Source organism: Vibrio sp. L3-7 (genome assembly GCF_963898195.1).
Lineage (GTDB): Bacteria > Pseudomonadota > Gammaproteobacteria > Enterobacterales > Vibrionaceae > Vibrio > Vibrio echinoideorum.
In genome coordinates, this window is sequence record NZ_CAWQUW010000012.1 from 265,147 (window position 1) to 291,698 (window position 26,552).

The 26,552-nt window shown below is 44.7% G+C and carries 25 protein-coding genes; 16 read left to right on the forward strand and 9 right to left on the reverse strand.

Annotated features, from left to right (window positions below):
• Positions 1-14 precede the first annotated feature (14 nt).
• From ccoN to AACW75_RS11065, 5 genes are all read left to right on the forward strand, one after another.
• Positions 15-1,439: a cytochrome-c oxidase, cbb3-type subunit I gene (ccoN, locus tag AACW75_RS11045; RefSeq protein WP_145568705.1), complete on the forward strand. Its 1,425-nt coding sequence runs from the start codon at positions 15-17 to the stop codon at positions 1,437-1,439.
• A complete protein-coding gene (locus AACW75_RS11050; protein ID WP_054546987.1) occupies positions 1,440-2,054 on the forward strand; it encodes a cbb3-type cytochrome c oxidase subunit II in 615 nt (204 codons plus the stop codon).
• Entirely contained in the window at positions 2,051-4,207 is a 2,157-nt protein-coding gene (locus tag AACW75_RS11055) for a cytochrome c (RefSeq protein WP_145568703.1), read from the forward strand. Before AACW75_RS11050 ends, AACW75_RS11055 begins: the two co-directional genes overlap by 4 nt.
• Positions 4,208-4,414: 207 nt before the next feature.
• A complete protein-coding gene (locus AACW75_RS11060) occupies positions 4,415-4,642 on the forward strand; it encodes a PAS factor family protein (protein WP_004730426.1) in 228 nt (75 codons plus the stop codon).
• Between the two features lie 207 nt (positions 4,643-4,849).
• Entirely contained in the window at positions 4,850-5,032 is a 183-nt protein-coding gene (locus tag AACW75_RS11065) for a hypothetical protein (protein WP_017073999.1), read from the forward strand.
• Positions 5,033-5,281: 249 nt separating this feature from the next.
• Here the strand turns inward: AACW75_RS11065 and AACW75_RS11070 are convergent, their stop codons facing one another.
• The 7 genes from AACW75_RS11070 to AACW75_RS11100 all read right to left on the reverse strand — a co-directional run bounded on the left by AACW75_RS11070 (position 5,282) and on the right by AACW75_RS11100 (position 14,825).
• Positions 5,282-6,574 carry an alpha/beta fold hydrolase gene (locus AACW75_RS11070; RefSeq protein ID WP_145568701.1) on the reverse strand — a complete coding sequence of 431 codons (1,293 nt, stop codon included), beginning with the start codon at positions 6,572-6,574 and terminating at the stop codon, positions 5,282-5,284.
• Between the two features lie 396 nt (positions 6,575-6,970).
• Positions 6,971-7,708, reverse strand: a complete 738-nt coding sequence (locus tag AACW75_RS11075) for a DUF3726 domain-containing protein (RefSeq protein WP_145568700.1) — start codon at positions 7,706-7,708, stop codon at positions 6,971-6,973.
• Positions 7,705-9,507, reverse strand: a complete 1,803-nt coding sequence (locus AACW75_RS11080; RefSeq protein ID WP_145568698.1) for a hypothetical protein — start codon at positions 9,505-9,507, stop codon at positions 7,705-7,707. The genes AACW75_RS11075 and AACW75_RS11080 overlap by 4 nt, the downstream gene beginning before the upstream one ends.
• 212 nt (positions 9,508-9,719) lie before the next feature.
• The gene (locus AACW75_RS11085; RefSeq protein WP_017074003.1) at positions 9,720-11,327 is read right to left on the reverse strand and encodes a BCCT family transporter; all 1,608 of its coding nucleotides are present in this window, start codon (positions 11,325-11,327) and stop codon (positions 9,720-9,722) included.
• A gap of 185 nt (positions 11,328-11,512) precedes the next feature.
• Entirely contained in the window at positions 11,513-12,508 is a 996-nt protein-coding gene (locus AACW75_RS11090) for a membrane dipeptidase (RefSeq protein WP_029224917.1), read from the reverse strand.
• A gap of 258 nt (positions 12,509-12,766) precedes the next feature.
• A complete protein-coding gene (locus AACW75_RS11095; RefSeq protein ID WP_029224918.1) occupies positions 12,767-14,227 on the reverse strand; it encodes an aldehyde dehydrogenase family protein in 1,461 nt (486 codons plus the stop codon).
• Between the two features lie 199 nt (positions 14,228-14,426).
• On the reverse strand, positions 14,427-14,825 hold the full coding sequence (locus AACW75_RS11100) for a RidA family protein (protein ID WP_004730412.1): 399 nt from the start codon (positions 14,823-14,825) through the stop codon (positions 14,427-14,429).
• A 157-nt stretch (positions 14,826-14,982) separates the two neighbouring features.
• Here AACW75_RS11100 and AACW75_RS11105 point away from each other — a divergent pair, with 157 nt between their 5' ends.
• The 10 genes from AACW75_RS11105 to AACW75_RS11150 all read left to right on the forward strand — a co-directional run bounded on the left by AACW75_RS11105 (position 14,983) and on the right by AACW75_RS11150 (position 23,607).
• Positions 14,983-15,864 carry a LysR family transcriptional regulator gene (locus AACW75_RS11105; protein ID WP_017074007.1) on the forward strand — a complete coding sequence of 294 codons (882 nt, stop codon included), beginning with the start codon at positions 14,983-14,985 and terminating at the stop codon, positions 15,862-15,864.
• Between the two features lie 842 nt (positions 15,865-16,706).
• The gene (locus tag AACW75_RS11110; protein ID WP_135456817.1) at positions 16,707-17,108 is read left to right on the forward strand and encodes an ATP synthase subunit I; all 402 of its coding nucleotides are present in this window, start codon (positions 16,707-16,709) and stop codon (positions 17,106-17,108) included.
• Position 17,109: 1 nt separating this feature from the next.
• Positions 17,110-17,880, forward strand: a complete 771-nt coding sequence (gene atpB / locus AACW75_RS11115) for a F0F1 ATP synthase subunit A (protein WP_145568696.1) — start codon at positions 17,110-17,112, stop codon at positions 17,878-17,880.
• Between the two features lie 46 nt (positions 17,881-17,926).
• Positions 17,927-18,163, forward strand: a complete 237-nt coding sequence (atpE, locus tag AACW75_RS11120) for a F0F1 ATP synthase subunit C (RefSeq protein WP_004730405.1) — start codon at positions 17,927-17,929, stop codon at positions 18,161-18,163.
• A 54-nt stretch (positions 18,164-18,217) separates the two neighbouring features.
• Positions 18,218-18,688 carry a F0F1 ATP synthase subunit B gene (locus tag AACW75_RS11125; protein WP_145568694.1) on the forward strand — a complete coding sequence of 157 codons (471 nt, stop codon included), beginning with the start codon at positions 18,218-18,220 and terminating at the stop codon, positions 18,686-18,688.
• Positions 18,689-18,699: 11 nt separating this feature from the next.
• A complete protein-coding gene (locus AACW75_RS11130; protein WP_135456816.1) occupies positions 18,700-19,251 on the forward strand; it encodes a F0F1 ATP synthase subunit delta in 552 nt (183 codons plus the stop codon).
• Positions 19,252-19,260: 9 nt separating this feature from the next.
• Entirely contained in the window at positions 19,261-20,802 is a 1,542-nt protein-coding gene (gene atpA / locus AACW75_RS11135; protein ID WP_145568692.1) for a F0F1 ATP synthase subunit alpha, read from the forward strand.
• A 47-nt stretch (positions 20,803-20,849) separates the two neighbouring features.
• A complete protein-coding gene (gene atpG, locus AACW75_RS11140; protein WP_145568690.1) occupies positions 20,850-21,719 on the forward strand; it encodes a F0F1 ATP synthase subunit gamma in 870 nt (289 codons plus the stop codon).
• A gap of 44 nt (positions 21,720-21,763) precedes the next feature.
• On the forward strand, positions 21,764-23,149 hold the full coding sequence (atpD, locus tag AACW75_RS11145) for a F0F1 ATP synthase subunit beta (protein WP_145568688.1): 1,386 nt from the start codon (positions 21,764-21,766) through the stop codon (positions 23,147-23,149).
• A 14-nt stretch (positions 23,150-23,163) separates the two neighbouring features.
• The gene (locus AACW75_RS11150) at positions 23,164-23,607 is read left to right on the forward strand and encodes a F0F1 ATP synthase subunit epsilon (RefSeq protein WP_004730391.1); all 444 of its coding nucleotides are present in this window, start codon (positions 23,164-23,166) and stop codon (positions 23,605-23,607) included.
• A 171-nt stretch (positions 23,608-23,778) separates the two neighbouring features.
• On the opposite strand, the gene AACW75_RS11155 is transcribed toward AACW75_RS11150, so the two are convergent.
• Complete coding sequence (locus AACW75_RS11155; protein ID WP_145568686.1) at positions 23,779-24,741, reverse strand: nitrilase family protein; 963 nt, start codon at positions 24,739-24,741, stop codon at positions 23,779-23,781.
• Positions 24,742-24,847: 106 nt separating this feature from the next.
• Here AACW75_RS11155 and AACW75_RS11160 point away from each other — a divergent pair, with 106 nt between their 5' ends.
• Positions 24,848-25,741, forward strand: a complete 894-nt coding sequence (locus tag AACW75_RS11160; RefSeq protein ID WP_145568684.1) for a LysR family transcriptional regulator — start codon at positions 24,848-24,850, stop codon at positions 25,739-25,741.
• Between the two features lie 79 nt (positions 25,742-25,820).
• On the opposite strand, the gene AACW75_RS11165 is transcribed toward AACW75_RS11160, so the two are convergent.
• The gene (locus AACW75_RS11165) at positions 25,821-26,543 is read right to left on the reverse strand and encodes an alpha/beta fold hydrolase (protein ID WP_445329520.1); all 723 of its coding nucleotides are present in this window, start codon (positions 26,541-26,543) and stop codon (positions 25,821-25,823) included.
• Between the last annotated feature and the right edge of the window lie 9 nt (positions 26,544-26,552).

A 26,552-nucleotide genomic window follows, 5' to 3' on the forward strand; every position in this document is an offset into this window, starting at 1 on the left:
CAAGGAGCCTTGTTATGGAACAAGTGACAACGCAGTACAACATTAAGGTCGTGAGATACTTTATCATCGCGTCTTTGATTTGGGCTATTGTAGGTATGATCATCGGCGTGATCCTCGCCGCCCAGTTGTATTGGCCAGTCCTCAATTTCGATTCTCAATACTTTCAATTTGGCCGTCTTCGTCCACTGCACACTTCAGGCGTAATTTACGGGTTCGTGGTCAATATTCTCATGGGAACGTCACTCTACATTGCCCAACGAACTGGTCATTGTGAGCTGTTCAATAAAAGCCTGTCGTGGATGGTATTTTGGGGTTGGCAATTCATTTTGTTGCTCGCGGTCGTCTCCTTACCCGCGGGCCACACCAGTTCAAAAGAGTATGCGGAGCTTGAATGGCCAATCGACTTAATGATTGTGTTGGTTTGGGTGCTGTATGCGGTGTTGTTTTTTGGCACCCTTGCCAAGCGGAAAGTGAGCCATATCTTCGTGGCTAACTGGTTCTTTGCTGCTTTCATCATCGTTGTTGCCATGATTTTCATTGTGAACAACCTCGCGATGCCGGTCTCGGCAATGAAGTCTTACTCTGTATTTGCGGGGGCTCAAGATGCGATTGTTCAGTGGTGGTGGGGACATAATGCCGTCGGTTTCTTGCTAACAGCTGGTGTGATTGGTATGAACTACTATTTCATACCTAAAGCGGCAGATCGACCTATCTATTCCTACCGCTTGTCTGTGATCCATTTCTGGGGCTTGGTCGGCTTTTACACGTGGGCCGGAACGCATCACTTAGTTTACTCTTCCGTTCCCATCTGGATTCAGAACATCGGAATCGTGATGTCATTGATATTGTGGCTCCCTTCCTGGGCAGGTGCGTTCAATAGCGCAATGACCCTGCTTCAAAACAAAGAAAAGCTGAAGTCCGACTACATTCTTTTATTCTTTTTCTCAGCGATTCTTTACTACTGCTTGGCGACATTCGAAGGTCCCCTACTCGCTATTCGCTGGTTCAACATGGTGGCACACAACACCGAATGGATCATCGGTCACGTGCATTCCGCAGCACTCGGATGGGTGGGAATGTCAGGGATAGCGGTTTTTTACTATTTCATTCCACGCTTATGGGGCCAAACCGATCTTTGGTCACGACGACTGATTAAATGGCACTTTTGGCTTGCTCATGCTGGTGTCGCTATTTATGCGATAGCACTTTGGGTCGCAGGCATCGGCGAGGGTTATATGTGGCTCGCTCAAAATGAAAATGGTGAACTGATTTACAGTTTTGTTGAAGCTATGGACTTTAAAGCACCTTGGTTGTTCTTACGATTCTTTGGCGGTGCATTGTTTGTTCTGGGCTTATTCCTTATGGCATTTAATTTGTTCAAAACGGTTCGTATGCCAGTCGTACATGACGCTAAACATGCCGTTAATCAGGGAGCTTAAATGATGAGTAAAGACTTTACACATTCAATCGTCATTTTAATTTTGACCACCGTTGTCGTTGCTTCTTTCTCTCTGTTGGTTTGGGTAGTGCCAAGCATTGTCCGTGGAGACGATATTGCCAAGGGCAGCTTAGCGATGCCACTCACACCTATTGAGTTGGCAGGACGAGACATCTACATCAGTGAAGGCTGTCATGTGTGTCATACACAAATGGTTCGCCCTCTAGAACCAGAAGTGAAACGTAATGGTCGTCCGAACAAAGAAGCAGACGATATCTATGAGTTTCCCAACTTGTGGGGTTCTAAACGTACGGGGCCTGACCTAACTAACCTTGGTAGAAAGTATTCTGACCAGTGGCATGTTATTCACCTAATTGACCCGCGAAAAGTCATACCTACATCGATCATGCCCTCTTACCCATGGCTGTTTGAGCAAACGCTTACAGGCGATGATATCAGCGCCAAAATGGAGGTTTTACGTACCTTAGGTGTGCCTTATACCGATCAAGAAATTGGTGACGCTAGATTACAGGTGAGAGGAAAAACCAAAGGTGAAGCTCTGATTCGCTACTTACAAAGCCTTGGTAAAGATACGTCACAGGAGGTATCACAATGAGTACATTCTGGAATCTATGGGCGGTAATTTTAACTCTAATTTTTTTCGTTCTTATGGTGTCCGTTGTCGTTAAATATTGGCGTAGCAATCACCAGGCCGATCAAGACCACACCCTTGGCACTTTTGATGGGATTGAAGAAAAGGATGCGCCACCGCCAAAACTACTCTTTGTTAGCTATGCCGTTGCCTTCTTAATGTCTGCAGGCTATTTAGTCCTTTACCCTGGGTTAGGGGAATGGGAAGGATTAGTCGATTGGAAACAAAGCGACGATAAGCTCAGCTCGCCGACCACCAGCCTGAATGAACAATTCTCTCAAACTAGTGAAACCACTTTAGAAGGATTAGCTGCAGTACCAGAGATCGTTAACAGCGGTAAAATCCTGTTCCAAACTCACTGTGCGGCCTGTCACCGAGATAATGCTCAGGGACAAAAGCACTTCCCTAACCTGATAGACCAGGAGTGGCTCTACGGTGGCAGTGATGAAGCGATCATTCATTCGATCGCCAAGGGTCGCAACGGCGCGATGCCGGGTTGGAGCGAGATAATGCGCCCCGATGAAGTGGCTAAGGTTTCTTATTATCTAGCCTCACTTAATCAACGTCATACCGATGTGCCAGAGGTGAAAGTTAAAGTCGGTAAAGAGCTGTTTGTAAAATACTGTTCGTCTTGTCACGCCGATGGTTCTATCGCGAATCCGGCGATTGGCGTCCCTGATCTTTCAGATGATATCTGGCTGCACGGAGGGAGTATTGAAGAGATACAACACACTATCAATAAAGGCTTGAACAACCTGATGCCTGCGTTTGATAAACAGCTTACGGAAAACGAGATACTCGCACTGGGTGCTTACATCCGACATGCGGGATCAGAGCAGCAGCAAAGACTCGCGAACCTAGAAGCTCAGTCTGTTGAACGTGGTGAATACCTCGCTTATGCCGGTGACTGTGTCGCGTGTCATAGTGCAGAAGGTGGCGAACCCTTTGCTGGCGGACTTCCTTTTGTGACACCTTTTGGCACCGTCTATTCAACCAATATTACGCCACACACAACGGAAGGTATTGGAACATATGACTTTGAGGACTTCCGAGCCGCGTTAGTCGCCGGCAAGGGTAAGAACGGCTATCTATACCCAGCTATGCCCTACACGTCATATCAGTATCTCACAGACCAAGACATGATCGACTTGTGGGAATACATGCAATCAATCACCGCGGTGCCTCGACGTAATGACGACAACAGCATGATGTTCCCATCGAACATTCGTCTAGGGTTGCTCGGGTGGAATATTGTGTTCATGGATACCGATCCGATTGACTACCAAGTGCCTGAAGATCTTAAAATGGAAATCGAAAACGTCGACAAATGGCAACAAGGGAAATACTGGGTTGCGGGACTTGGACATTGTTCTGAATGTCACACGCCGCGAAACATTGCCCAAGCGCTGATACCTGAACGCATTTTCCAAGGTAACTTGATCGACGGTTGGAACGCGCCTGATATCACGGCCAATGAGCTGTATATCGACGGTTGGGACGAAACAACACTCACCGACTTCTTACATACCGGTCACTCAGACAAAGGGACTGCTTTTGCGGGTATGGCAGACGTAGTGAAAAACAGCCTGAGCTTGATGACTCGTGAAGATGTCGAGTCGATGTCCTATTACCTACTCAGTGGTGACATCAACAACACCATCAGCAGTGACGCTGTTCCGTTGCAGCCTAAAGGGTTTGATGAAGACGCTTATGCGACTGACATTTACACCACTTACCGCCAAACGTGTGGTGCTTGTCATGGTGACGATGGTAAAGGGCGAGATCCCATCGCACCTACACTGCTGAATAATGGCATCATCATGCACAGCGACCCGTTCAACACCATCGCGGTAACCGTGCGCGGCCTACAACCCACTTATCTCGACAAAGACAGAAACTTCATGCCGATGGCAAGTTTTGAAGATGTCCTGTCGGATAAACGCTTGGCAGAGTTGATCACCTTCGTACGATTGCACCTTGGGGATAGAGAGGAGCCAGTAACCGCGGAACATGTTAGAGAGGTAAGAGAAACACTGGAAGCTGCAGGTTACGCTGGCGGCTTACATACCACACCAGACATGTATGACCGCAGAGATAACTCGATTAACATTAGATAACCGCTATCTATCACCCTTTAAAAGGAGGCCAATGAGCCTCCTTTTCTTTATGTTGATTTCATAGTTAACATCATCAAAACAACACAATTATAACCAACTGATTACACAATTAAGCAGAGCTGCACATAATGCGATCAATCTCGCAGAACAAAGATGACACCAAGTGCATAATATACAAAATTTTATAAAGGTGTACTAAGGACAGATATGGATACAACTACACTCATCTACGATACGTTGGAAGGCCTGTCGAGCGCAAAGCCACAGCAACACGCTCAAATCCGCCAAAATCTATATAACCAATTAGATTTATCATTTGAGAAGCAGTTGGCTTTGTATTCATCAGTTCTTGGTCCTGCGAGTGCTGGTAGATTGACCGATTTAGATAGTGCGGTGATGTCCGCGCGTAAGATCGTTGGTTTAGAAAACAGCTGATCGCTTTTCAACTTATCTCTATTTTAACGCTGCCACTGTGCAGCGTTTTTTTATATCCACTGTTTGTTATATGTGCAATTCCTTCTGTTTTTCAAGTTACACACATTCTCATTTGGTTAATCTTATGTTTCATATTTAACAGGTGTGCAACCAACACAAAGCCGCTAATGTTAGTAGCACGTTAACCACACACCGAATGGAAGAATCATGAGAGTACTTATTGAATATACACAAACAGGCAAATACCGTGACCATGCGTGGGAAGCATTAACGATTCGATCAAAAGGCGAAGTTCAAGCTGTGAGTCCTTCTTATGCGGCTCAACTTATCAAACAAAACCGCGCCAGCTTAACTACCACAGAAACTCAAGATATCGTCATCCAACCTTAATGAATTTAGGAACTATCCCTCCCGGTTCTTAAACTCTATCGTTTCAGTTAGCTGCAGTTCCTAACATCACGGCTAGTAAAACACAGTTCGATGACATAAAAAAAACGCTGCACGGATGCAGCGTTTTCTTGTTTCTGGCGTACCTTATTTCTAACATAGATAGCCTTTAACGCAGATGCCCTCTAACGTACATAGCTTTTTACGTAGACAACTTTTTAACGTAGATAGCTTCTAACGTAAATCGCCTAATTATTTTGGCAGGTTTTCTAACGCTTCAACCATCGTCATTAATCTATCTACAATTCTTTCGCCATCGACTCTCAAGCCATTGTGTTCATACTCGTTGGTAATCCACGCTTTTGAATTTGGAATATTCGCCAGTGTTTCACGGCTGTAATCCAGTTCTACGTACATATCATCAGCGTAAACCGCACATGCCATTGGCACCGTGTTCTTGCTCAACTGTTCTGCATTATACAACTTGCCCCAATCCGATTTCTCAGCCAAAAGATTCGCCGCTTCGCGCAATGGCTTCAACGTCTCTAGTTGATCAAACATCCATGGGTAGACCATCTCTCCGGTAAACCAGAACTCACTACCCGATTGATAGTTAAAGTGTGGGTACTGTTCACGAACTCTGTGAGCCGACCATTGTGATGCTGTACCTTGGCAGTAAATCGATTCATGCAAAATTGCGTAGATTGGATTCGTTAGGTAACCCTGCTCTTGCTGCATTTGATTTAAGAAACTGTAGCTCAACTGCGTGTTACCATTAACTTCAACAAACGCACTCTCTAGCGTGAAGTACATCGGAAGGTTTGCTTCGCCGCCACCAAGGTTAATGCCGATCAACTGGAACTGTTCAACTGTAAACACCTGACCGTTTGGCAGCCTCACATCATTGTTAAGCAAGTAATCAGAGATTTCACGACACATGGCTTGCGCTTGTGGGAACTGAGCAAAGAAAGCCCTATTTTTATCTTCTACACGCTTGTAAGTCGCACGATATACATCATCAGCTTCACGCTCAATAGACGGAATGCCGCCCGTTACATAGCAGCGCTGTAGGCTTTGTGGGAACAGTGACAAATAGCTCAATGTACAGAAGCCACCAAAGCTTTGGCCAATCGTCGACCATTGCTTAACACCGAATTGCTCACGAATCGCTTCGGCGTCACGAACAATGTTATCCGCTCTGAAATGCGTTAAATATTCGACTTGTTGCTCTGGGGACAGATGCGCCAAAGTTTCATGGCTAATCACTGTGCTGTTGCCTGTGCCGCGTTGGTCAAGAAGCAGAACACGATAGTTTTGCAATGCACGCTTTAGCCAGCCTGATTGACCGCTTACTCGTGGAGAAGGAAAGCCTGGCCCACCTTGAAAATAGATCAACCACGGCAGTTCTTGTGCATCTTTTGTAACATCAACCAGTTCACGTGCGAAGACTTGGATCTGTTGTCCATCTTTGGCTTGGTAATCGAGTGGCAGCTCAAAAGAGTGCTGACGATACAGGGTGGTTCCATCAATAAAGTTAGCTTGCACGCTTCATTCCTTTTTATCTGATTCTAAAGTCGTCGGTACGAATAAAAACGGCGCCCTTTGGCACCTTTAATTAGCAAGATACGCATAGTGGCTTGTAAATGAAACCGTTTGTTTAACATGAATGTGAAGGTGCTTCGTTTAATTGTTCAATTACCCCTCATCGGGTAACAACATGTGTCAAAACAGTCCGTTTAGAAGGGATTTATCTAACGAGAGATCGAAAGAATAAAGTGAAGCAAACCAAAAGCGAGAGGCAAATAAAAAGAGCTTAACGAAGTGAGGATACGTTAAGCTCTTGGTTTTATCTGTATTGATAAACTAACTGGGTTATTTGTCGTTAATCTATCGAGAATCTATTCTTTCTAATAAATCTATCAAATTTAGTGAATCTAGCGACTACGAAGCCGTTAATTCACCTGCACCTTGAGTCGAACGTTGGCTACTTTCAACAAGGATAGCCGTCGCAGTCTCTTTCAACGCGCCCCACTCTCCATCATCAACTTCAATGCCATCGTTCCACGCTTTCTCTTGAGTTTTAAAAAGCGCGTCCGATTCAATGTGTGTTTGGTAACCATCTGACAAACGTTCGATATCGAAATCCTGGACGGAAAGTTCGATGGTCATATTGTGGATATGTTCGTCCGATGCCAGTGGCAAATCTGATAAAAACAGTTCTGGAGCAACGCAACCACGGTTAAGAACATACAAAGTGCTCTTAGGGTTAGAGCCGTTATCCCAACGTGCCATGCACGCGATACCTTTCGCAGCCAGTTTTACAAGCTCGCTATACGCCAACCAACGGTTGTGGCAGTTATTTAGCTCAATTTTCAGCGTCTTCTTACCAACCATTTTTTCAATCGAATAGTCCATAATCACAGGAAGATGACAGGCTAAGCTCGCCTTGTGTAGGTCAACTTCAACGGTATTATCGCTGCTCACTTGAATGTCTACAGGGCAATCGTCTTCAAGACCCATAAAGTTGCTCGCATTGTTAAAATGACGAACTCCATCCAAACCGACCATTTGTAAATCTGCCACCATGTTCGCTATCACATCAGCTTCACCACATGTACGACGCATACCCAGAAAGGCTTTATTGACGGCCGCTACCAGTTCATTGTGAGAAACGATCATAACGATTTACCTCCATGTTGAGCGTTGATATGTGTAGTAGCTTTTTGTGAGTCAGCGAGCTCCGCTTCACTTGGTAATATTGGGAACACCCATTCACCCTGATGAATTTCATCAAGCAGTGGCGCACCTTGGAAAAACGTCACTCGCACCCAACGATCTGAACGAGGATCAAACTTAGTTGCACCAAACATCGCTAGCTTGCAACGCAGCAAGTGCATTGGCGGCGAATCTTGATGCAGCACATTCATTTGAATATCGCCCATCGCTTTGTTACCCAACGTCCATACACGGCGTGCAATCGCACGATGCTGCGGCTGTTTAACAAGGAATTCAGCCAATGAAAGCCCAGGCGCAAATTGTAATAAAGCATGGTACAAACGGTAAGCTTGACGGCCGATATCCAACGGCAGTTCACGCTCTTCACCCAGCTCTTCACCTCGAACACCGAGTCTTGGCTCTTCTTTGTCTTGAGATCGATACCAGAACCAGTAGTTGTTTTCTGCTTTCGTAAAGTCGGTCGTGATCGCCCAACGGTACTTTTCTTCTAGTACAACAAGAAGATCTTGAATCTTTTTGCCGCTAGGAAGCGACAGTGTTTCGCTGCAATTCATTTGCTCTTGATGGGCGTCCACTAATTCTGGGTACAATTCCATCAAGCATGAGATAAGGATTTCTTGGGCTTCCATACTCATTTGCTTAGATTGTTCGACTAGCTGCGCCCATGTATCGCACAGGCTGACAGAAGCTTCTAATGATTGTTCTGTGTACTTCAAATCATCAACAGCGGCTTTATTCAGCCCTTGCTGATTTTCATTGATGGTAACGACTTGTTCTAAATGACAAATCGCTTTTTTAACTAATGTACGCAGTGGCTCGATCAACGCCATATCAGTCTGACTAGCCAACACGTCCGCCAATGCATGTTCACGGGTTGTCATCCACTGATCGACAATACTAGGGTGGTTAATGAGGTATGGCGCCATACCTAAACCCGTCGCATTACCAACACCAAGGTAACGTTGTAATCCTCTATGCAAGGAAATCGCTTGTTCACCGCCCTGTTGTTCGGCTAAGTAATGAACCCAATCTAGGCTGAACTCACGCAGCATATAAACTGCACACATTTGCGCACTGAACGACTGGTTAAAATCTTCATTTTTCTCTAAGATTTTAAAGTCAGCAATACCAAATTTTCCATTACCATAAACGGCAGTGGTTCGTAGAATGTAGCCCACTTCAGCCAGTTCTTTGAGCGTTGGTTGAACACCTTTCGCCAAGTGACTCACGATGTGTTCAAACACACGTACACTTTTGTTAGCACGCGCTAAAACAAGTACGTTATTTGGATTACGGCCAGCCTCTTGAAGCGGTACATTCGCACGAAGTCTTTCAAGTAAGGTGACATCAACATCACCAAGAACAAGCGCAAACGTTACGTCCCACTTTTCAGCAATGACACGGTCATTTCGTTCGTCGTCTGCAATTTCATCGCAAAAAACAACCAAATGATAAACATGGTTTGGCGTCGCTAGCTTATAGATAACATGACCAAAACCTTGAGCGTCTAATTGCCACTCATGTTTCGTCACTTTCCATTCTTGCTGCGCCATTTTACGAATCAGAGTTCTCACGAAGCTGATGCGTGTTTGGTGCATCGCACCTAGCCTTTCCGGTGCCATGACGACGGTTGCGTCACGTAATGCTGATTCAGTGTAGGTAGAACGATGTGCATCCATTTTGCTCACCACCTTATAGTTATAGGATTTTGCTAGCCATTCAGAACCGATCGTTGCCATCATTTGAAGCATTCGTTGTAACAGTATGCTGGTTAGCTTTCACGTTTTTGATAGTTATTGAGGCAAGCGATCTCGCCCCTTATTATTTGTCCTGACTAGATCGATTGACCTAAATACTTTGCCGTCCGGTGTATCTTCACCGGTACAGGTTTTACTGACTTGCGGATTTCTTGCGGGCCTTAATTACAAGGCCCGCATTTGGTCGTTCTTGCTTTCTATAGACCTTGTTCTTTTGCCATCTTGATTGCGATTTGAGGCGCATTCCAAAGTGAAGGAAGTAAGATTAAGGAAACAGGTACCGCAGTGATAACAATGAACGATTGCAGCGCAGAAATTCCGCCTGAACCAAGGGAAATCAGAATTAAAGCTGTTACCCCCATCATCACACCCCAGAAAGTACGAATAATTGCATTGGGTTCTGTCTCACCACTCACAACAACACTGATGGTGTAAGTCATTGAGTCACCTGTCGTCACGATAAAGATCGTCGTCAGAATCAAGAACAAGATAGACGTAAGCATTGGCATTGGTAGCTGTTGAGTTACCGCCAGTAGAGCGCCTGGTAAGTTAAAACCTTCAAATGCTTTACTTACACTGCCCGGATCTGCGATTTCAAATGCCAGACCTGAACCACCAACAATCGTGAACCAAAAACAAGTAACAAACGGAGCAACAATACTAATGGTTGTCACCAACTGACGAATACTACGACCGCGTGAAATTCGAGCAATGAAGATTGCCATCATTGGTCCGTAACCTAGGAACCAGCCCCAGAAGAACACTGTCCACCAGCTCAACCAACCTTCGTCACCACGGTAAGTCGCCATTGGGATGAAGTTGTCAATCATGCTGCCTACACCTTGGATGTAGCCATTGAAGATGAAGTTCGTTGGACCAAAGATCAGAATGTAGACCATCAATGCCATTGCTAAAATTACGTTGTAACGGCTTAGCATTTGCATTCCGCGGTTAAGACCACTTAATGCAGACAATGTGTAAAGAACGATAGCGAACAAGATGATGATCAGCTGTGTCGTGAAGCCATCTGGGATACCAAACAGTTCGTTCAATGCGTAACTCACTTGCAAGCCCAAGAAACCGATCGGACCGATGGTGCCCGCTGCTACTGCAACAATACAACATGCATCAATCAGTGCGCCAGTATGACCTTTCAGCGCTCTTTCGCCTAAAACTGGGTATAGCAAAATACGAGGCTTAAGAGGCAAGCCTTTGTCGTAGTGAAGGTGCATAACCACAATAGACGTTAAGCTACCAACGATTGCCCATGCAAGAAAACCCCAGTGCATAAACGATTGTGATAATGCATTTACTGCGCCTTGTTGTGCGTTTTCTTGTGCGCCATACAACGGTGGAGGACTCACATAGTGTGCGATAGGCTCTGCTGCCGCCCAAAACACACCGCCACCCGCCAGTAACGTACAAAAGATGATCGCCATCCAGCGGAAGCCATCCATCTCAGGCTTATCGATGCCACCTAGGATAACCTTGCCTGTTCGCCCTGCCGCTAGGCCAAGACCAATAAGAAAAGTCAGAAGAAGAAGCATTTGCCAATATGGGCCGAACACTTTTACAGACCATGCAAAGCCGGTATTTACTAGGGTAGACAACAGCTCGCCATCAAACAAAGCAAGTGCTACAAACAGAGCAATAAAGCCGCCGCTGTACCAAAGCGCTGGGTTAGTTAGTCCTAATTTATCTGAGGCAGACTCAGACTGTGTATTTTTACTTGTTTTATTACTTGCTGTGTTTGCTTGACCCGCATTTACATTTGAAGATTTCACGCTATTGGTTAAATCAGACATACTCTGACTCCAGAGGTTTCTTTGCAGCCGTCATTAAAATGATGACCACAAGAGGTGTATTTAACACCTGCCCTATTGTTTTTGTGTTGGGCAGGCTAATCCATGTTTGGGTTACCGCGTTGCGAAATAGACCATTGTTCCTTTTGTATAATTGATATTCTTTTCAATGCTGTTCAAAAAAGCGGTTACTTTTTGCTTTGAGGCTCTAAGCCGTCTTTCAAAAAGTTAAACCAGTTATCGCCTAATACTTGCCCGGCTTCAGACTCACTGAAACCGTGACGCATCAATCCGTTATAGATATTTTCCATACCAGAACTCCCACAGAACCAAGGCAGTGAATCTGGCCAACCTGAGTTATTCGCAGAGCCTTCACCGTAGTCCATAGCCTTCGACCAGCGACCATTTCGCATCCACTCAAGAACGGCTTGAGGTTGGTTTAAGCATAGGTCACTGCCAATACCTAGGTGTTCTACGCCGACCATGTCAGCCGTAGTTGCAACCATTTGGCAGAAATCTTCCAAGGTACATTGGCTGCCGTTTGGTAGGTGGAATGGGTATAAGCTGAATCCGATTAAGCCACCGCGTGCGGTTAGAGCCTTAATCACATCGTTTGATTTATTACGCAGTGCATCATGTGCAAACGTCGGATTCGCGTGGCTGATACAAATAGGGCGAGAAGATAGGTCTATCGCCTCAAGTGTTGAACGTTCAGCACTATGAGACATATCGATGATCATACCTACTCGGTTCATCTCTTCGATAGCTTGCTTACCAAAGCGCGTGATACCTGTGTCGTTCTGCTCATAACAACCCGTCGCCAATAAGCTCTGGTTGTTGTACGTCAGCTGCATGATCAAAAGACCCTGCTGACGCATCACTTCGATAAGACCAATCTCATCATCGATTGGCGAACAGTTTTGAGCACCTAGAAAAATGCCGACTTTGCCTGTCGCTTTTGCAGTTTCAACATCAGCCATTGAATGTATCGGCATAATAATGTCTGCATTCTGCTCGAATCTTAAGTTCCACTCAGCAAAACGAGATAAGGTTTCACGAGCTGTCTCGTGGTAAACCGCGGTAGCGTGAACTGCTGTAATGCCGCTCGCCTTTAGTGTTTGGAAATATTCTCTGTTCCAATTGCAGTATTGCAATCCATCTATAACAATCCGTTGCTGGTACATAACCACTCCTATTGAAAGCTCAGTGTTCTAGCTCGGTTTTGAAAACACGCTCAAATAACATGTTTTCAAAAATGGGTTAAATCACTTACTGGGCGCTCAGTCTTTGAAATCTATATTTGATTGAGCTTGATTGAGTTTTGATGTTGGCCTGACTCGATGAATCAGGCCAATTCGATAGCTGGATAGTTAGGGTCTGTTTAACTAATGACTCCAACTATCCCGTTCTAGTTAATAGAAATCTAATTAACAGAAAGCTGCTTAGTAAGGGCGCTGATAAGCTGTCTTAACCACGGTATAGAACTCTTTCGCGTATTGACCTTGCTCACGAGGACCGAAGCTAGACTCTTTACGACCACCAAACGGTACATGGTAATCCGTACCTGCAGTTGGTAGGTTCACCATCACACAACCTGTTTGTGCTTGTTGTTTGAACATCGCACTACTGCGTAGGCTTTGAGTAATGATGCCGCCTGTTAGGCCGAAACGTGTGTCGTTTGTTGTCGCGATAGCTTCTTCTAAGTCAGCAACTCGAATCACACTTGCCATAGGAGCAAACACTTCTTCTTGGTTCACTTCCCAATCGTTCTTAGTATTCAAGAACAAGGTTGGAGACATGTAGAAACCTTCGTGTTTCATGCTCAAGCGTTCGCCACCAAATGCTAGCTCACCGCCGCTTTGACGTGCTTTCTCAACCCAACCAAGGTTTGCTTCAAGTTGGTTTCCATCGACTACAGGGCCCATGAACACGCCCTCTTCTAGTGCATGACCGACTTTAAGCTCACTCATGCGTTTGATAAGTGCTTCAACGTATTGGTCGTGAATGCCATCCATTACCACTAGACGAGAAGATGCAGTACATTTTTGACCGGCACCCGAGAACGAACCCGCGATAGTTGCATCTACTGCAGTTTGGATATCTGCATCGTCAGCAATCACTAATGCGTTCTTACTGCCCATTTCTAGTTGGCAACGAACGAAGTTTGGCGCTGTTGCTGCTGCGACTTTACGACCCGTATCAACAGAACCAGTAAAGCTCACACCATTCACGTCTTTAGAGTTGATCAGTGCATCACCTACTTTCGAACCGCTACCCAGTACAAGGTTGAACGTGCCTGCTGGCATGCCTTGGCGGTGGATAATCTCGGTTAATGCAACCGCACTTGCTGGTGTTAGGTTTGCAGGTTTCCAGATAACGCTGTTACCGAAAGCCAATGCTGGAGCGATTTTCCAAGCTGCTGTTGCTGTTGGGAAGTTCCAAGGAGAGATGATGCCGATAACACCAACGGCCTCACGAGTCACTTCTACAGAAACGCCTGGGCGTACTGATTCTGCGTTGTCGCCAATTTGACGAAGCACTTCAGCTGCAAAGTATTGGAAGAACTGGCCTGCACGGTAAATTTCACCACGACCTTCAGCAAAAGGCTTACCTTCTTCACGAGAAAGTAATGTACCTAGCTCATCACAACGTGCAATCAATTCATCACCAATCGCTTGAAGCACTGCTTGCTTACGTTCAATCGGTGTTTTTTCCCACTCTGGTTGAGCGTGCTTCGCCGCTGAAATCGCTTGTTGAACTTGGTCAGTGCTTGCTTGTGCAAAGTTACCGATGTTTTCAGAAATATCTGATGGGTTAATGTTCGCAACGGTGCTTACACCCGCTTGCCATTCGCCGCCAATGTAAAGTGCGTTTTCTGCTTGAACATTCTGTAATTGAGTCATCATTCTGTCCTTGTAACGGTTAGGTTGCGGTTGAGTCTGGCAACCATCTGGTTAATTAATAAACTGTTAATATTCAGATAATTAATTGCTAAAATAAGATGTATATTTTGTTTCTAAAGTGAACCAAGTCGCTTGTATCAATAAACCACTTCAATTCAAAAGAGTTTTGATCCGCAAATAGCTTTAGTTCACAGTCTGATTATTCAGGTTGAGACGCCGATGCATAAACCACGAACTCGACCAGCATCTCTTCTCTTGCTAACCCTGCAACGACGACCGCAGCACGGTTTGGGTAAGGTGCATTAAAGTATTCTCCGTATACGCTGTTTACCGTTTTTAAGTATTCACGGTCTGTCACGTAAATCAGAACTTGCAGCACTGAATCCATAGATTCGCCTGCACACTCCAACGTATGAACAAGGTTGTTAAAAGTCTGACGCGTTTGCGCTTCAATACCGCCTTCTACTACTGCGCCAGTTTCATCAATTGGAATCTGCGCGGTGTATAGAGTGCCGTTATTAACGATTGCCCACTCTAGTGGTGCTTTTGAAGCAAAAAGCTCGGTTTTTACTGGGTGTTTTTTAGTTTGTGCGTTCACGATTCCATCCAACTTTGTAACAACTATGTTTCAAGATGGTTAAATACTGCACCTTGACGACTGATAAATCTAACGGTAAATTTTGTGCATTTGATAAATAAAATCTATCACCTTTCAAAAAGTAAGGTATAGCAAGGGCTAGAGAAGGATCAGCGCCATGAGTATTAAGCTACAACAGTTAAAACATTTCGTTTTAGTGGTCGAAGAAGGTGGATTTAGAGCGGCATCTCACCGAGCAAATCGATCGCAAGCGGCACTTTCCACCTCAATAAAAGAACTGGAAAAAATACTCGGTCAGCCACTGTTTGAAACAGGCAACAAATCAACGTTGACACCTTTCGGAGAAATATGCTTACCAAAAATCATTCAATTTCTGAATGTTTACAAAGCATTAGATAATGACTTGCGCGCAGCAGCGGCAGGACAACAAGGAAGAGTTCGAATAGCAAGCGTGCCATCGGTAGCAGCAAAATTAATCCCTAGCGTTTTAGGGGCTTTTTGTGAGCAGTACCCTAATGTAGAAGTCAGTTTGATTGATGATAATGCGGCGGGTGTGGAAGCGAGATTACTCTCTGGAGAGGTGGATGTTGCCCTCGGAAATAGCTCCCATTTAGAAGAAGAGAGCATCGATTTCACCCCTTTGCTTTCCGATCCTATTGGTGTGGTCTGCCTGAAAGACAACCCTATCGCCTCCCAAAGAGAGGGAATAGAGTGGCAAACTTTGTTAAAACAACCCTTCATTCGCAACGGTACTTGTACGCTACTTGACCCAACACCTGCACGAATGCTCAGCGAACAAGCTCTGTATTCAGTAGAGAACATTACTTCTTTGTTTTCGGTGTTAGAGCTCGGGATAGGCGTGACTACACTGCCTAAACTGGCTTTCCCAACCAATGAAACCCGTTTGGTGTGGATTCCATTGATTGACCCGCCCTTACAGCGTCAAATCGGTATTTTCAGGTTGGCTGACCGCACGATCTCGCCACAAGCACAGGCTTTTCATGACTTATGTATTCAATACCTAAGCTATAAAGAGTAATAGAGGGAAACGTGATTGACTTCGCTTACTTATAAGGACTATTAATAAAATAAGAACTCTAGCGCTAGATTGGGCAGTACTTAACTGCCTGTTACGTTCTCTAAATTCGGCGCTTTCTTTTTGTGCCATTCTGCCCAATTGTCCTAATCTTTGACCTTTAGCCCTAACTTCCAGCATTGTTGCTCTGATGATTGGGGGCTAGATTGTTCATTTAGTGTCGTCTTAAAACGGCAAACTAACCGTTTCAGCTCCTTACCAACACATGAATAACGACTTTGCGCCAACAATATTAAAAATAATTATTTATATATAAGGAGTTACGTACCGTTAAATCACTACGCAAATACTCCCTTCCACTATTGATTAAAACTTAGTTAGGCCCGCCCAGAATGACACTCCATAATTGGCTTCATAAGTAATTCTAAGTGTTTGAATATTATCAATTGATACGATAATAAGCTGATAGTTTTACTTTAAATATTGTGGAAATAAACCTTTCGTATCGTCAAAAATAAAGCATCTGAAATATTCATGAATGAGGTAATCAAGCTATTACTTTCATAAATGAAAAACACTTCTTTCAAAAATGGAATTATTGATGTCGATATTTGTCGTTTAGATCACATAATTTTAGGCGTAATTTATATTTTGTCGAAACGATAGCGAGTTAGTTTTTATCGTTTAATTTCGTCAGGAGATATAAAGCCAGAAAGATTATTTCTTTGTTAACAAGTAAAGGTTTATTAACAAGTCAAATTGCTATTAACAAGTAAGTGCTAGTAACAAAACATATTCAAACTGTGTTTTATATTGACTTACACTGTTAAATATAAGGTTTTATTATGAGGCTTAATGGGATAAGTAGCGACATCCTTGTTGCTGCTAAAAGAGTTGTTCTTTGCCAAATAGTATTAGCCGTCGGTGTAGTTTTATATGAAGTGTTTTTTGGTAATAAAGTAGATATGGAATCTTCAGCTTTGGGTGTTGTTATCGCGATGCTACCACCGCTGTTTGGATTTATATATGCAAGCTTAAAGGTTCGTAAGAATCCTAATTATAGTTTACGTGACTTAATGCAAATGAGTCGTGTCGTGAAAATAACTTATACGTTCTTAATGTTTATCCTGGCATTCCAATTTTTTAAATTGGATAACCCAGTAATATTATACGCGTACATTTTCACAATGATTGGGTACTTCTTAACACCATTTATTACTGCCTCTACAAGATCGGAGTACGTGTAGTATGGATCAAGTCACTACCGCTCACGAATACATAGAGCATCACTTAACCTTCTTAACTACAGGTGATGGTTTCTGGGCGTTCAACATTGACTCAATGTTGATATCTTGGATTACGGGTTTACTGTTTATTGGAGCGTTTCGATATGTAGTGACCAAGGGAACCAGCGGTGTTCCAGGTCGTTTTCAATGTTTTATCGAGCTTATCTTTGATTTCGTTAACAACCTAGTCAAAGAGATTTTTCAAGCGGAGGATAAATTAATAGGACCGCTGGCATTAACCACTTTTGTTTGGGTGTTGTTAATGAATGCAGTCGACCTATTACCTATAGATTTAATACCAGGGTTAACTCGTGTAATGGGTTTAGAACACTTTAGAGACCTACCGACAGCGGACGTAAATGTCCCAATGTCGATGGCACTCGGTGTGTTTATTCTACTGTTAACTTATACGTTTAAAAATAAAGGTTTGAAAGGCTTTATCAAAGAGCTCACTACTCAGCCATTTGATAACCCTCTTTTATATCCTGTTAACTTAGTTCTTGAATTAATAACATTAATTTCAAAGCCAATATCACTAGGCTTACGATTATTCGGAAATATGTATGCAGGCGAGATGATATTCATCCTTATCGCACTAATGCCTTGGTGGATGCAATGGGCACTAAGTGTTCCATGGGCCTTATTCCACATATTAATCGTATTCTTGCAAGCATTTATATTTATGGTACTGACCGTTGTTTATTTAGCGATGGCAACAGAAGAACACCATTAATTAATAACTAAAAAATTAACTAACACATTATTTATCGGAGATACAAATGGATATCGTAAGCGCAGTTTTATATGTAGCGGGTGCATTACTGATCGGTTTAGGTGCAGCAGGTGCAGCATCTGGTATTGGTAACTTAGCAGGTAAATACCTTGAAGGTGTAGCTCGTCAACCAGACCTTACTCCAATGCTTCGTACTCAATTCTTCATCATGATGGGTCTTGTGGATGCTGTACCGATGATTGGTGTTGGTATCGGTCTATACATCATCTTTGCCGTGGCTTAATGAAAAGCTTTGAAAAGATCGATTTATAAATAATCAAGATTTAGTGAGGAAGGTATGAACTTAAATGCCAGCATGTTTGGTCAAGCAATCTCATTCGTGATTTTTGTTTGGCTATGCATGAAATATGTATGGCCCCCTCTCACCGCGATGTTAGACGAGCGCCAAAAAGAAATCGCTGATGGTTTACGCCACTCAGAGAATGCAGCGAAAGAGCTAGAACTAGCAAAATCAAATGGCGCACAACTCGTCGCCGATGCGAAAAGAAATGTGACTGAACTGATTGAGCAAGGCAAAAAACGCCGCAACGAAATCATCACCTTAGCTCACCAAGAAGGTGAGCAGGAAAAAGCACGCATCTTAGAACAAGGTAGAGCTGAGCTAGAAGGCGAACGTCAAAAGTTACGCCGTGAACTTCAAGCGGGTATGGCAGATGCTGTTATTCAAAGTGCACAGAAATTGATCAGCAAAAACCTAGATTCCGAAACGAACCGAGCGTTAGTTGATCAAATGATAAGCGAACTCTAAGCGGAGGCAATATGTCAGATTACACCAATATTGCTCATCCCTACGCCAAAGCATCGTTCGACTTTGCCTTGGGTGAAAACAAGTTGCAAGAGTGGCACTCAATGTTGTCGATTCTTGTGACTGTGGCAGAAGAAGAAACGATCGCTAAGCAGATTTCCTCAGCAGAAGGTGTTCGCACACAACAATCTGAAGAACTGGTCAATCTTATTATTCATGTTTGCCAAGGACTCGTTGATGACCACGTCATTAATCTCATTCGAGTCTTGGCTGAGAATGGCCGTCTTTCAGTGATTAAAGAATTGTTTAACTTGTTCAGCGACCTAAAGGACGAACATGAACGTGTAATCCCTGTCACTGTCACCAGTTCAGAATTGCTTACACAAGATCAAGTTACATCACTCACTGCTGCACTTGAGAAGAAATTAGAGCGTCAGGTTGAAATGGAACAGGTTATTGATGACACGCTAGTTGGCGGGATTGTTATCAAGGCGGGTGAAACCGTCATCGATGGTTCATTAAACACATCGATTAACCGACTAGCTAATCAACTTCACGCGAGATAGGTATCAATTATGCAATTAAATTCAAATGAAATCAGCGATCTAATTAAAGATCGCATCGCGAAGTTTAATGTGAGCACCGAAGCTCGCAACGAAGGCACCATTGTATCGGTTCGTGACGGCATCATTACCATTAACGGCCTTGCGGATGTAATGCAAGGTGAAATGATCGAACTTCCAGGTGGCAAGTACGCCCTCGCGCTTAACCTAGATACCCACTCAGTAGGTGCGGTGGTTATGGGCCCCTACACTGACCTCTGTGAAGGTATGAAAGTGAAAGGTACAGGTCGTATCTTGGAAGTACCGGTAGGTAACGGACTTCTTGGTCGTGTAGTGAACACATTAGGCGAACCCATCGATGGCAAAGGCCCTGTGAGTTGTGACCGACTAGACCCTGTAGAAGTGATTGCACCAGGCGTAATCGAACGTAAGTCCGTCGATCAGCCAATCCAGACGGGCTACAAAGCGGTAGACACCATGGTGCCTATTGGTCGTGGTCAACGTGAACTTATCATCGGTGACCGTCAAACAGGTAAAACAGCGTTAGCTATCGATGCGATCATCAATCAAAAAGATTCTGGCATCAAATGTGTGTATGTAGCTATCGGTCAGAAAGCATCCACTATCGCAAACGTTGTTCGTAAACTCGAAGACCACGACGCACTTAAAAATACCATCGTCGTTGTGGCATCAGCATCAGAATCAGCAGCGCTTCAATACCTTGCTCCTTATGCTGGTTGCACTATGGGTGAATACTTCCGTGACCGCGGTGAAGATGCACTGATCATCTATGATGATCTATCAAAACAAGCTGTTGCTTACCGTCAAATCTCCTTGCTACTTAAACGCCCACCAGGTCGTGAAGCCTTCCCTGGCGACGTATTCTACCTCCACTCACGTCTACTAGAACGTGCAGCAAGAGTGAATGCGGAATATGTAGAGAAGTTCACTAACGGTGAAGTGAAAGGCCAAACAGGCTCACTGACGGCACTTCCTATCATTGAAACTCAAGCGGGTGACGTATCTGCGTTTGTACCAACAAACGTCATCTCAATCACCGATGGTCAGGTTTTCCTACAAACTCAACTATTCAACTCAGGCCTACGCCCTGCGGTAGACCCGGGTATCTCGGTATCTCGTGTGGGTGGTGCAGCGCAGTGCAAGATCATCAAGAAACTGTCTGGTGGTATTCGTACATCGTTAGCGCAATACCGTGAGTTAGCCGCATTTGCTCAGTTCTCTTCTGACCTAGACGACATGACTCGCAAGCAGCTTGATCATGGTGAGCGTGTAACTGAATTAATGAAGCAAAAGCAATACTCGCCTATGTCTGTCGCTGAGCAAGCAACGGTCATTTACGCAGCAGAGAAAGGCTATTTGGTTGACGTAGAGTTGAACAAAATTGCACGTTTTGAAGAAGAGCTGATTGCTTACGCAAAAGGCCAAAACCCAGAGTTGTTCGACACCATCAACGCTAACGGTGACTACAACGATGAAATCGATGGCACCCTTGCAAAGCTTCTCGGTGACTTTGTAGCGTTGAAAGCTTGGTAAACGCTCCGGTTTGTTGGCTGGAAATCAAAACAAATTAGGAGCAGATAATGGCAAATACTAAAGAAATTCGCACCAAGATAGGCAGTGTTAGTAACACTCAGAAAATCACCAGTGCAATGGAGATGGTTGCGGCAAGTAAGATGCGTAAGGTTCAAGACAACATGACGCTAACGCGTCCATATGCCGAGAACATGCGCAAAGTTATCTCTCATGTCGCATCAGGGTCGCTGGAATACCAGCATCCCTATCTTCAACAGCGTGAACCAAAACGCGTTGCTTACATAATTATTTCGTCCGATCGGGGCTTATGTGGTGGCTTGAACTCGAACTTGTTCAAGAAAGTGTTAGAAGAAATGGAGATGTGGCGTAACAAAGGCGTTGAGGTAGAAACCACCTTAATTGGTTCTAAAGCTATCTCATTTTTCCAACGCAGCGGCAATGTTATCGCGCAAACGTCAGGCCTTGGTGACACGCCTAAATTAGAAGACATTTTAGGTACAGTTAACGCGATGCTAGGGCATTACGACGACGAAAAAATCGACAGTTTGTATCTCGTTTATAACCAGTTCATCAACACCATGGTTCAAGAACCGACAACCTTGCAGTTGCTACCCCACCCCTCAGATTCTGAGGCCGATGGAGGTACTAAAAAAGCACGTCGTTGGGATTACATCTATGAACAAGCACCAAGAGACATCCTCTCTGAGCTGTTACATCGATACATTGAATCGCAAGTGTATCAAGGCATCGTAGAGAGCATTGCCTGTGAGCAAGCAGCCCGAATGGTGGCCATGAAAGCGGCAACCGATAACGCAGGCCAACTCATCGATGACTTGCAATTGGTATACAACAAAGCACGACAAGCTGCCATTACCCAAGAACTGAGTGAAATAGTCTCAGGCGCTCAAGCTGTCTAAGGGCAGAAAAGAGTGGGTCAAGAATAGAATTTGAGGATTTAGAGATGAGTGTTGGAAAAATAGTTAAAGTTATCGGCGCGGTGGTAGACGTCGAGTTCAGCGGCGGCAACAGCCCACGCGTTTATGATGCGTTGAAAGTGACTAGCGCGGAAGCAAGTTCGCTCGTATTAGAAGTTCAGCAACAGCTGGGTGGCAGTATCGTTCGTTGTATTGCAATGGGTACGTCAGATGGCTTACGCCGTGGCCTCACTGTTGAAAACACCGGTTCTCCAATCACGGTTCCTGTGGGCGAAGAAACCTTAGGCCGTATCATGAACGTTCTTGGTCAGCCAATTGATGAATGTGGTGAAATCGGTCAAAAAGAAAGCTACGAAATTCACCGTGAAGCACCCTCTTATGAAGAACAAGCAAACAGCACTGAACTTCTTGAGACCGGCGTTAAGGTTATCGACCTTATCTGTCCGTTCGCTAAGGGTGGTAAAATAGGTCTGTTCGGTGGTGCTGGCGTAGGTAAAACTGTCAACATGATGGAGCTTATCAACAACATCGCCAAAGCCCACTCAGGTCTCTCTGTATTTACCGGTGTTGGTGAGCGAACTCGTGAAGGTAACGATTTCTACTACGAGATGAAAGAAGCTGGCGTATTAGACAAAGTTGCCATGGTTTACGGTCAAATGAACGAGCCACCGGGAAACCGTCTACGTGTTGCGCTGACTGGCCTGACTATGGCTGAACGCTTCCGTGATGAAGGTCGTGACGTACTGTTGTTCATTGATAACATCTACCGTTACACGCTCGCGGGAACAGAAGTATCAGCACTGCTAGGTCGTATGCCATCAGCAGTGGGTTACCAACCAACATTGGCTGAAGAGATGGGTGTGCTTCAAGAACGTATCACATCAACCAGACAAGGTTCGATCACATCTATTCAAGCGGTATACGTACCTGCGGATGACTTGACCGATCCATCGCCAGCAACAACCTTTGCTCACTTAGATGCAACCGTTGTACTGTCGCGTAACATCGCTGCATTAGGCCTCTACCCTGCAATCGACCCATTGGATTCAACATCTCGCCAATTGGATCCTCTTGTCGTTGGTCAAGAGCATTACGACATTGCACAAAAAGTCCAAACAACGCTGCAACGCTACAAAGAGCTAAAAGACATCATCGCGATTCTTGGTATGGATGAGCTATCGACTGAAGACAAACAGACGGTATCTCGCGCTCGTAAGATTGAACGTTTCTTAACTCAGCCTTACCACGTAGCCGAAGTGTTTACAGGTCAGAAAGGTGTATTCGTACCGCTAAGCGAAACACTAAGAGGCTTTAAAGGCCTGTTAGGCGGTGAATATGACGATATCCCAGAGCAAGCATTCTTGTACTGTGGTTCTATCGACGAAGTGCTTAACAAAGCAAAATCACTCTAAGAGGCAGGTGCACCATGGCTATCGGAATTACAGATAATACATTTCAACTTAATATTGTAAGTGCGGAAGGTACGCTGTTTTCAGGTCCAGCGTATGCCCTAGCTGTTTCTGGCGCTGATGGTGAGCTGGGGATCCGCCCCGGTCACTCCCCGCTTCTCAGTAAAATAAAGCCGGGCGTCACAGTGTTTGTCACAGACCCTAAATCAGAAGGGCAAGTGCTTTATGTCTCTGGCGGGATGCTGGAAGTTCAGCCAGATGTGGTAACGGTGTTAGCCGATACTGCCCTGCACGGCCAAGATATTGACCGCGCTCGCGCAGAAGAAGCGAAATATGCAGCTCTAGAAAATATCAATAAGGGCAATGTAGACATCAACTTTGCACAAGCTCAGCTTGAACTCGCAAAAGCCGTTGCTCAGCTTCGCGCATCAGAACTGACGTCTTCTCGCACTCGTCACTGAGAACAGACTTAGAGGCTTGATGCTTAGTGCTTAGTGCTTAGTGCTTAAATAGTCTACCCACTTAAACATGATTTAAGTGGGTAGACTACATCAGGAACCCTTCTCTCCCTTCCAACCTCCCCTCCCTTTCAACCGTCTCTAGTGCATCCTTTTTCACCAGCGCTTACACCATTATTTCTCAGCAAAACGCGCTTGGTGCGGATCAAGTTCATGACCAAGAGGTTGTGTGAGTGAATGATATAACTCTGGCTTACGTCCACGAATCCAGCGTCTGCCAGTACACATATCTAACTCTTCTGTTTTTAGATCTGCAATCACCATATCGTTATCAACACTATCGGTCTCAGTAATGATTTCACCATAAGGGCTGAGGATCATCGCATTACCTGTTCTTACTTCATCCATATCAACACCGACACCATTACTAAACACCACGAACATACCGTTGTCGTGTGCTCTTGCAGGCAACCAACGCATTAACCACTCGCGGCCATTCTTGCCCTGCATTTCAGCACGAATCGCTTCTGGGTTTTCATCTCGGTTAAACCATAACTCTGGGTCAATACGCTTCATCGCATTCGGGCTTCGTGAATGACAACCGCCCGTTTGATGTGGCGCAATCAATATATCAGCCCCTTTCAAAGCAGTGATCCTGACATTTTCGACCAAGTTGTTATCCCAACAAATCAAGATACCGACTTTGCAGCCATGTGGCGTATCGAACACCGTGTATTGGTCGCCGCTGCTCATGTGTGGGCTAACGAAGGTATGCAGTTTACGATGCTTCTGAACTCCTCCATTTGGCATCGCGAACACATAAGTGTTGTATAACTCGCCATCCACACCCTGCTCTATCAAGCCTGCGCCAACACTGATTCCAAACTGTGTTGCCAGTGCAATCAGCTGTTGAGTGGATTCACCGTTCGGTACAGGTTCCGCTAGCACTTCAATTTCATCGCGAGACAAAGCAGACACATGCCAGTAGCCAGTGATGCACATCTCCGGGAAGCTGATGATCTCCACGCCACTCTCCGAAGCTTGTCGAACATATTCTTCTATCACAGATAGGTTATACGCCTTGTCACCTGCATGGTGGTTGAATTGAACCGACGCTACTTTAATATCTCTCTTCATGATTCGTCCTCAAACTTCGCTTTTTCTGATTTGGTCTGGACTCAGTATAAAAAATCGATTCAATTCCATATAATGAAAGATATTCTTAGTTCAATGAGCATTTGGAATGGAATTTGATCTACTGAAGGCATTTTGTCAGCTCGCTAAATCGGGCAATTACCGTTTGGCATCAGAGCAGCTCTACATCACTCAATCGGCACTCACTAAAAAGATTCAACGACTTGAATCCAACATTGGGGCATCTCTGTTTTCTCGTGGCAGGAATGGCGCAGAGCTCACGCACGCGGGGAAAACGTTACTAGCAGAAGCACAACGTTTGGTTCATTCAATGCAAGCGTTTGAGCAGCTGTCAGGCTCTGTGGTCAAAGGGACTCAGGGACATTTGAACATTGGCTTTGGCGTGTCTACTTATCATGAAGCACCCAAGCTTATTGCGGCTTATAAACAACAATACTCAGACGTTCATATCACGTTAAATGACACACCTTCCAAGCAACAAACAGATGAACTGTTAAACCATGAACTCGATATCAGCTTCAATCGGATACCAGAATCATCGGATTTAGAAAGCCTAACACTGTTCAATGATTCGCTTGTGGTCGCGATACACAAAGATCTTCTCAAGCAAGCTCCCGAGTTGAGTTCTAACCCAAATCAGGCAATATCTGAACTATCGAAATGGCCTTATCTAAAGCTCGCCCAACATCGTGGCCCCGGACTAGACAAGCAGATCCAACAATATTGCCTCGCCAATAATATCGACCTATCCAAGGCACAAGAAGCCGATGATATTCTCACCCTACTTGCCTTGGTTTCTGCCAATATCGGTTTCACCATTGTACCCAGCAGTGCGCAGTTCATTAGTAATACCGATGTGGAATTCATTGCGTTAGAAGGTGAATACGCCACTTGGCCAGTCGGCCTGATATGGAATGGAAATAGCGAAAATCCACTCAGGGATCGATTTGTAGAGTTTGTTGTCGAACAGAAAGAAAGCTAATCGTTAGTTGGCAAAGGTTTTCATGTTTAAGTAGAGTGACAAGACACTCTACCCATGAAAAACCTGCTTCTACCGTTAACTATAAAGATTCAGGCAGACTTGCTTCGAACCAGCTACAAATATGACGAGCGACAACCTTAGGCTGTTCCATTGTCGATAGATGGCCACAATCAGGAATGACGTGAAGCGATACCTGTCTAATGTGTTTTGCCATCAATAAATGGTTATCTATCGAACACAACAGATCGTCTTTACCTGTGATGATCAGAGTGGGCACCTGAATATCACTCAGTAACGGCCTCGCATCAGGGCGAGTCGCTAATGCTTGAGCATGCGCTTCAAACCGTTCAACACCAATGTTGTTCGCCATTTGAGTGATTTTCTGGGCCAGTTCTTGATTCGCTAACTGGTTAGGATGAATGAGAAGTGGCATCAAAATATCAGGGGTTATCGACTCAAACTCCCCTGCTTTTGCCTTATCGACCAACGCGTTTCTTTTTTCGGAAACCTCAGGCTTTTCATCAGCGGCATTGGTATCCATTAAGATCAAGCCTTTGACCCGCTCAGGAGCTTGCCTAAAAACTTCAAACGCTAGAATTCCGCCCATGGATAATCCACCCAGTACAAAACTCTCAGGGGCATTTTCTAAAACATTACTTGCCAAAGCTTGCATGGATGTTTGCGTTCCTAAGTCACAAGTAAAAGGAGCCACCCAGTTGGGCAGCTCTTTATTCACGTCTTGGAACAACGTTTCATCACACAACAAACCAGGTAGCCATAACAGTGGTACTTCTGGTTTCATCATTCGTTA

Coding starts and splice junctions, on each gene's coding strand:
- AACW75_RS11090 (WP_029224917.1), bottom strand. CDS start 12,508: ATGTACCAGCAACGGATTGTTATAGATGGATTGCAATACTGCAATTGG.
- atpG (WP_145568690.1), top strand. CDS start 20,850: ATGGCAAATACTAAAGAAATTCGCACCAAGATAGGCAGTGTTAGTAAC.
- AACW75_RS11080 (WP_145568698.1), bottom strand. CDS start 9,507: ATGATGGCAACGATCGGTTCTGAATGGCTAGCAAAATCCTATAACTAT.
- atpA (WP_145568692.1), top strand. CDS start 19,261: ATGCAATTAAATTCAAATGAAATCAGCGATCTAATTAAAGATCGCATC.
- AACW75_RS11050 (WP_054546987.1), top strand. CDS start 1,440: ATGATGAGTAAAGACTTTACACATTCAATCGTCATTTTAATTTTGACC.
- AACW75_RS11105 (WP_017074007.1), top strand. CDS start 14,983: ATGAGTATTAAGCTACAACAGTTAAAACATTTCGTTTTAGTGGTCGAA.
- AACW75_RS11155 (WP_145568686.1), bottom strand. CDS start 24,741: ATGAAGAGAGATATTAAAGTAGCGTCGGTTCAATTCAACCACCATGCA.
- AACW75_RS11125 (WP_145568694.1), top strand. CDS start 18,218: ATGAACTTAAATGCCAGCATGTTTGGTCAAGCAATCTCATTCGTGATT.
- AACW75_RS11065 (WP_017073999.1), top strand. CDS start 4,850: ATGAGAGTACTTATTGAATATACACAAACAGGCAAATACCGTGACCAT.
- AACW75_RS11095 (WP_029224918.1), bottom strand. CDS start 14,227: ATGACTCAATTACAGAATGTTCAAGCAGAAAACGCACTTTACATTGGC.
- AACW75_RS11075 (WP_145568700.1), bottom strand. CDS start 7,708: ATGATCGTTTCTCACAATGAACTGGTAGCGGCCGTCAATAAAGCCTTT.
- ccoN (WP_145568705.1), top strand. CDS start 15: ATGGAACAAGTGACAACGCAGTACAACATTAAGGTCGTGAGATACTTT.
- AACW75_RS11060 (WP_004730426.1), top strand. CDS start 4,415: ATGGATACAACTACACTCATCTACGATACGTTGGAAGGCCTGTCGAGC.
- AACW75_RS11055 (WP_145568703.1), top strand. CDS start 2,051: ATGAGTACATTCTGGAATCTATGGGCGGTAATTTTAACTCTAATTTTT.
- atpB (WP_145568696.1), top strand. CDS start 17,110: ATGGATCAAGTCACTACCGCTCACGAATACATAGAGCATCACTTAACC.
- AACW75_RS11110 (WP_135456817.1), top strand. CDS start 16,707: ATGAGGCTTAATGGGATAAGTAGCGACATCCTTGTTGCTGCTAAAAGA.
- AACW75_RS11130 (WP_135456816.1), top strand. CDS start 18,700: ATGTCAGATTACACCAATATTGCTCATCCCTACGCCAAAGCATCGTTC.
- atpE (WP_004730405.1), top strand. CDS start 17,927: ATGGATATCGTAAGCGCAGTTTTATATGTAGCGGGTGCATTACTGATC.
- AACW75_RS11160 (WP_145568684.1), top strand. CDS start 24,848: ATGGAATTTGATCTACTGAAGGCATTTTGTCAGCTCGCTAAATCGGGC.
- atpD (WP_145568688.1), top strand. CDS start 21,764: ATGAGTGTTGGAAAAATAGTTAAAGTTATCGGCGCGGTGGTAGACGTC.
- AACW75_RS11085 (WP_017074003.1), bottom strand. CDS start 11,327: ATGTCTGATTTAACCAATAGCGTGAAATCTTCAAATGTAAATGCGGGT.
- AACW75_RS11150 (WP_004730391.1), top strand. CDS start 23,164: ATGGCTATCGGAATTACAGATAATACATTTCAACTTAATATTGTAAGT.
- AACW75_RS11165 (WP_445329520.1), bottom strand. CDS start 26,543: ATGAAACCAGAAGTACCACTGTTATGGCTACCTGGTTTGTTGTGTGAT.